The organism is uncultured Meiothermus sp., assembly GCF_937863175.1.
Lineage (GTDB): Bacteria > Deinococcota > Deinococci > Deinococcales > Thermaceae > Meiothermus.
The window spans coordinates 1-5,630 of record NZ_CALMCQ010000237.1; the positions used below are offsets into that span (position 1 = coordinate 1).

A 5,630-nucleotide genomic window follows, 5' to 3' on the forward strand; every position below is an offset into this window, starting at 1 on the left:
CGAGAAAATTTGCGCCCAGGAGGTGGCCTGTCCCACCAACAAGGCGCTTCCCTTGATTCATTCGCTCATTGCCAAAATTGGCGATCGGCACACCCGCTATTTCACCCCTGAAGATTACGCCGAGATACAGCGCCGGCTGGCCGGAACCAGTAGCAGCGGCCCACAGCTTGGCGTACAACTCCAGGTCGTACCAGGCTTGGAAGGTTTGCTGGTGGTGGAGGTTAGCGCCGAGACCCCAGCCGAGGAAGCCGGTTTGCGCCGAGGTGACCGCATTCTGGCAGTAAACGGCGTGCCCCTGCCCCAGACCGAGGCGGAGCGCAGCAGCTTTCTACGAGATCGCCTGGCGGGTGGAGAACTGCTCAGTCTAACCATCCAGCGGACCCAGCAGCGCTTCGAGTTGCAGGTGCGCCCTCGAGTCATTTCGTTGCGTCAGCTTCCCTCCCTTAGTCTGCGTCCGGACGGGGTGGCGGTGCTGCGCATTCCCTCTTTCAGTGGTTTTCAGCAGGTGGGGCCGCGTGTTCACGAGCTGGTGCGCCAGGCCCAGGCCGCCGGAGCCAGAGCCATGGTGGTGGATCTGCGCAACAACGGGGGAGGACAGCTGAGCGAATGCCTGGTGGGAGCCGGTGCCTTTGTAGAGGAGACCTATCGGCGCTTGCAGGACAATCTGCGCTCGAGCGAGCAAGGGTTCAGGGCAGGTTACTACTACCTCCGCTACGGGGGCCGGGATCATCCACAATTCACAGTGCAGGCTGCTCACTGGACGGCCCCGGTGGTGGTGCTGGTCAACGAGCGTACTGCTTCGTGTGCCGAATACTTCACCTTCGACTTACAGGAAGGCCGCCAGGCTAAGGTAATTGGACTGCCAACTGCCGGAGTGGGCAACACCGCAACCAGATTTCTGCGCCTGAGCGATGGTTCGGGCTTGCAGGTAACTACTTCTAAAGCCCAGCGCCGCGACGGCAGTTTTTACCCCGACCGGGTGACTCCCAGTGTAAGCTTTTCCGACGACTGGCAGGCCCTGGCCGAGGGCCGCGATGCGATGCTGGAAAAGGCCCTCGAGCTACTGGTTGGGGTCAGGGTGGGGGTTGAGTAAAACTGCAAAACCTCTCCCCACCAGCGAGGGTCTGAAGCCAGAAGCCGAAGCAGTATTAGTGATCAGAGTCTGGTGACCGGTACCCTGGTACAGACCTCGGGGGGCTATCAGGCTATGGCCTGGCGATCATCAGCCAAATTACAGGCCCTCAACGGGCTCGGTCTCGAAAGCCCTGATAGCCTCTCGCAACCAGTCGGGTACCCGTGCAGGTCTGCTGTCTTCCAGCCAGACCACCACCACCCTGATCCGGGCCGCCAGCTGGTCATTGGCCCGGATTTCGCTCAGGGTGCGAAAACTCTTGTTGCCGACGCTTTCGATGCGAAGGGCGATTTCCACCTGCTGGGCAAACAGGATGGGCTGGAGGTAGTCCACTTCGGCCCTGGCCATCACGAAATTTCCGCCATCAATGGTTGCCCCCACACGCCGCAGGTAGTGGCCTCTGGCAATTTCGTCGTAGGTTAGGTAAACCGCGTTGTTGACGTGTTTGAGGGTGTCCAGATCGCTGAAACGCACTTCGATGGGGACGCATAGGGGAAAGCTCATCCACCGGATTCTATCGCGGTTGCGCTTTTTCACCGCCTACCCCAGAGGGTAGGGGTTCCAGGATAGACCGCATGTACTGGCCCAAAGCCACCCCACCCATCGGCCAAACGTACCGTGGTGCAGCTTAATCGTGGCAGTCCTGGGTCGGGAGCCCAGGGCTGGCAGCCTCTGGGGCTTGACCTTCGACCTTCATGGCGCTTTTTTCCAGCTATCACCCTATACTCAGGGGGTATGAGCCAGGCTACTCCCGAACTCCCCACCTGGGATCTGGACTCCTTGTTCCCTGGTCTGGAGTCCGACCTGTTCAAGAACACCTGGAAAGTGGTTGCGCAACAATTGAGCGATCTGCAGGGGTTTATGCGGGCGCATCGCCTCGGTCAGGAGGGGGCTTCCACCGACCAGAATACTTTTTGGGCCATGGTGAATCAGCTTAACACTTTTGGCGAGACGCTGGGGCCACTGTATGCCTATGTGTTGATGCGGGTAGACGCCGATAGCAGCGATATGGCCGCCCAGGCCAGGCTTTCGGAGCTCGAGCTGATGTACCTCGAGTACCAGAAGCTGCGCCCTCGGCTTACGCGCTGGCTATCTCAGCTGGATCCCGAGGCAGTGCAGGCCGGAGACTATCGGATTCTGATTGACGAGGCGAAGATCCAGGTCCAGCACATGATGTCTGAACCCGAAGAAATTCTGGCTTCCGAACTCTCGCTATCGGGGGGACGGGCCTGGGTCAAGCTGCATGCCCACCTTACCAGCCAGATCAGTGCCGTGGTGGGCGGGGAAGTGCTGCCCATTACGGTGGTGCGCAACCTGGCCATGAACCCCGACGAGGCGGTGCGCCAGGCCGCCTACCAGGCCGAGATGCAGGCCTGGAAGGCCAATGAAGTCGCTCTGGCAGCGGCCCTCAATGGCTACAAGGGCGAGATATCTACCCTCAATCGCAAACGCGGCTGGGTGGACGACCTGGCCCCGGCCCTATTCGAAAACCGCATCAGTCACAAGACCCTGGGCGCCATGCAGAAGGTTATGGTGGATAGCCTGCCCTACTGGCGGCGCTACTTTGCTGCCAAAGCCAGGGCGCTGGGCAAGGAAAAGCTCGACTGGTGGGACTTGTTCGCCCCGGTGGTGCTGCCCGGTAACAGCCCCAGGAAGTGGGACTGGGAGCAAGGACGGCAGTTTATTATTGAGCATCTGGCAGGCTTTTCCCAGGCCGATGCCGAACTGGCCCAACGGGCCTATGCCCAGCGCTGGATGGATGCCCCGCCGCGCAAAGGCAAGGTGGGAGGGGCTTACTGCACCCCGGTAGGGCAGGGACGTTCCCGCATCCTGCTCAACCATGAGGACAGCTTTGAATCCATTTCCACCCTGGCCCACGAGCTCGGCCATGCTTACCACAACCACTGCTTGCGGGAGATGCCCTACCTGTTGCGCCAGGAACCCATGACCCTGGCCGAGACAGCCTCCATCATGAACGAGACGGTCATAGGGGAGGCGGCCCTGAGGGTACTGTCACCTGCCGACCAGCTGGGGGTTCTCGAGGGCGGCCTGCAAAGTGCGGGACAGGTTATGGTGGACATTCACTCGCGCCTCTTGTTTGAGCAAGCAGTGTTTGCCAGGCGCCGGGAGCGGGAACTTTCGGCAGAGGAGTTCTGCCAGCTCATGCTAGAAGCCCAGGCCCAAACCTACGGCGATGCTCTGGCCACCTATCATCCTTATATGTGGGCAGTGAAGGGGCATTACTATGGAACCAACTACTACAATTTTCCCTATGCCTTTGGGCTATTGTTTGGCCTTGCGCTATACAAGCAATACCGGGAAGAAGGGGAAGGGTTTGTTGCCAAATACGACCAGTTGCTGGCCTCGGTGGGCACTTATCCGGCTGAGCAGTTGGCGGCGCGGTTTGGTTTCAACCTGGAATCGGAGGGGTTCTGGCAAGGCGGCATTACTGTTCTGGTCGAGAGAATCGAGGGTTTCGAGAAAGCCGTTACCAGGATTTAAAAAACTAAACTTAGTAGAATAGAAACTGAATATTGACAAAATATAAAACTCTGGTTTATAGTAATAACCAGGGAGGTCGGTCATGTTCGGACACTTCAACCAGGAAGAATTGACAGCCGCAATCAAAGACAGGATGACTACCTATCTCCGGGAAGCCGATCAGCAGCGTCATCTACCCAGACACTCCTTCCGCCGCCGTATCGCCCAGCAGCTTCGGGCCTGGGCCGAGGCTTTGGAGCCGACCCCCGGCTTCTCCCGCTCCAGCAAGCGCCTGCACGGGGCTTAAGCCCAAACGAAACTGAGGAGCCTGACCTATGCAACTGCCTGCCTACTGGTTGCCCCGGCCCACCCTGGCGCTGGATGAAGCGACCCAAGAGCGCCTCGAGGCGCTCTATGCCCAGGCAGTAGCTCCCGGCCAGGGTGACTGGATTCGCAAAAAGCTGCCGGTTCCGGCCTGGCAGTTCTTGTGCTGGTTGGCCGACCATAAAGGCCACCTGTTGCATGGCACCGGCGACCCCCGGATTGCCTGCTTTGAACCGCGCCAGTCCAACGACCTGGGCAAGTTTGGCAACCGCAAGGCGGTTTATGCGGCCAGCGATGGTATCTGGGCCATGTTTTTTGCGGTGATAGACCGTGAACACTACCCCATGACCATCTCCAATGCCGCCATCCGACTGGAACTGCCTACAGGCCAAACCACCGGGCCTTTCTACTTTTTCTCCGTGACCGACCATATTTTGTCCCGGCGGCCCTGGCGTGAAGGGGTGGTGTATGTGTTGCCGCGCCAGGGATTCGAGGAAGAAGACCCCATCCAGCGAGGCGTGGTGCGGGTACATACCCATCACTGGGCCAATCCGTTCCCGGTAAGGCCGCTGGCCCGCTTGAAGGTGCGCCCTGGCGACTTCCCCTTCCTGCACAAAATTCTTCCCCACAACGACGATTTGCTGTTCGAACGCGCTAAGGCCAATCCCGATGGTTTTCCCTGGATGGACTGAAGGAGCTACCATGAACGAACGTACCCGCATCCTCAAACTTGTGGAAGGCGGCAAAATTACCCCCGATGAGGCTGCCATGCTGCTAGAAGCTCTGGCCGAAGTGGAAGCCCCCCGCCGAGGCTCTGGCTTCACCCCAACCGCGCTGCCGATTCCCTCGAGTCCGCCCGAACCACCCCAGGACTGGGGTCGGGGCCGTCGGAGGCTGGAGCGGCTAACCGAGGCTGCCCGCCAGCTCGGTGTCCGCGCAGAAGAGATTGGCCGCCGGGTGGGCCTGGAAGCCGAGGGGATCGGGCGTCGGGTGGCCAGGGAATTCCGCCAAACCGAGGGAGCGGGCGAGGCTGTCACGGTTTCCTATCCCAGCCACCTGCGCTGGCTCAAGGTCGAGTGGATGCACGGCGACCTCGAGGTTGGCCTCGACTCCAGGCTGGAAAAGCCCAGCATCTCAGGCGACGTGCGGGTGGAGCAGAGCGGTCAGGACTTGTTAATTTCCTCCGAGACCAAGGGCGGCAGGCGCACAGGTAGAGGTTCTGCCAGGGTAACGGAGATGGACATCCACTGGGACTACGCCTTTGAGTACGGCCAGGATCCGGTGATCCGGGTTCCCGAGGGCTGGGGGCTGGCCTGTGAAGTTATCCAGGGGGATTTGCTGGCCCAGGGTCTGCCCTATGTACGGGGTTCGGTACGGGCCGGCGACGCCACCCTCCAAGACGTGGGAGGGGTTGATCTGGAGGTATCCGGCGACCTGAAGGCCGAGCTGCGCTTGACCGACGGAGAGCACCACATCTCGGTTCTAAACGGCGACGCCCACATTGTCTTTTGGGATGGCTCGGTGAAGGTCGAGGGCAGCTTATTGAACGGCCAACTTGACCCCAGAGGCAACTTTGAGCAGCGGGGGAGCAGGGCGTCGGGTGCGGTCGGCGAAGGCAAGGCCCACCTGCACCTCGAGGTGCTCAATGGCGATCTGGTTCTGGAAGACCAGAGCCACCCCCAAAAAGAGGAAG

6 protein-coding genes are annotated in these 5,630 nt (G+C 60.3%); 5 read left to right on the forward strand and 1 reads right to left on the reverse strand.

Features of this window, described 5'->3' with window-relative positions:
* Nucleotides 1-1,093: S41 family peptidase (locus Q0288_RS09025; protein WP_299429610.1), on the forward strand; the 1,093-nt coding region annotated here is incomplete at its 5' end.
* Nucleotides 1,094-1,231: 138 nt separating this feature from the next.
* On the opposite strand, the gene Q0288_RS09030 is transcribed toward Q0288_RS09025, so the two are convergent.
* The gene (locus tag Q0288_RS09030; RefSeq protein WP_299429612.1) at nt 1,232-1,636 is read right to left on the reverse strand and encodes a thioesterase family protein; all 405 of its coding nucleotides are present in this window, start codon (nt 1,634-1,636) and stop codon (nt 1,232-1,234) included.
* Nucleotides 1,637-1,867: 231 nt separating this feature from the next.
* Between Q0288_RS09030 and Q0288_RS09035 the strand changes: the two genes are divergently transcribed.
* From Q0288_RS09035 to Q0288_RS09050, 4 genes are all read left to right on the forward strand, one after another.
* Nucleotides 1,868-3,634, forward strand: coding sequence for a M3 family oligoendopeptidase (locus tag Q0288_RS09035; RefSeq protein WP_299429614.1), 1,767 nt, complete (start codon nt 1,868-1,870; stop codon nt 3,632-3,634).
* An 82-nt stretch (nt 3,635-3,716) separates the two neighbouring features.
* Nucleotides 3,717-3,920, forward strand: a complete 204-nt coding sequence (locus Q0288_RS09040; RefSeq protein WP_299429616.1) for a hypothetical protein — start codon at nt 3,717-3,719, stop codon at nt 3,918-3,920.
* Nucleotides 3,921-3,948: 28 nt separating this feature from the next.
* Nucleotides 3,949-4,629: a hypothetical protein gene (locus Q0288_RS09045; RefSeq protein WP_299429618.1), complete on the forward strand. Its 681-nt coding sequence runs from the start codon at nt 3,949-3,951 to the stop codon at nt 4,627-4,629.
* Nucleotides 4,630-4,639: 10 nt separating this feature from the next.
* Nucleotides 4,640-5,630: hypothetical protein (locus Q0288_RS09050; RefSeq protein ID WP_299429620.1), on the forward strand; the 991-nt coding region annotated here is incomplete at its 3' end.

What these genes read in the sequence shown, in the direction of transcription:
- Q0288_RS09035 (WP_299429614.1), top strand. Translation starts at nt 1,868, where the DNA reads ATGAGCCAGGCTACTCCCGAACTCCCCACCTGGGATCTGGACTCCTTG.
- Q0288_RS09040 (WP_299429616.1), top strand. Translation starts at nt 3,717, where the DNA reads ATGTTCGGACACTTCAACCAGGAAGAATTGACAGCCGCAATCAAAGAC.
- Q0288_RS09030 (WP_299429612.1), bottom strand. Translation starts at nt 1,636, where the DNA reads ATGAGCTTTCCCCTATGCGTCCCCATCGAAGTGCGTTTCAGCGATCTG.
- Q0288_RS09045 (WP_299429618.1), top strand. Translation starts at nt 3,949, where the DNA reads ATGCAACTGCCTGCCTACTGGTTGCCCCGGCCCACCCTGGCGCTGGAT.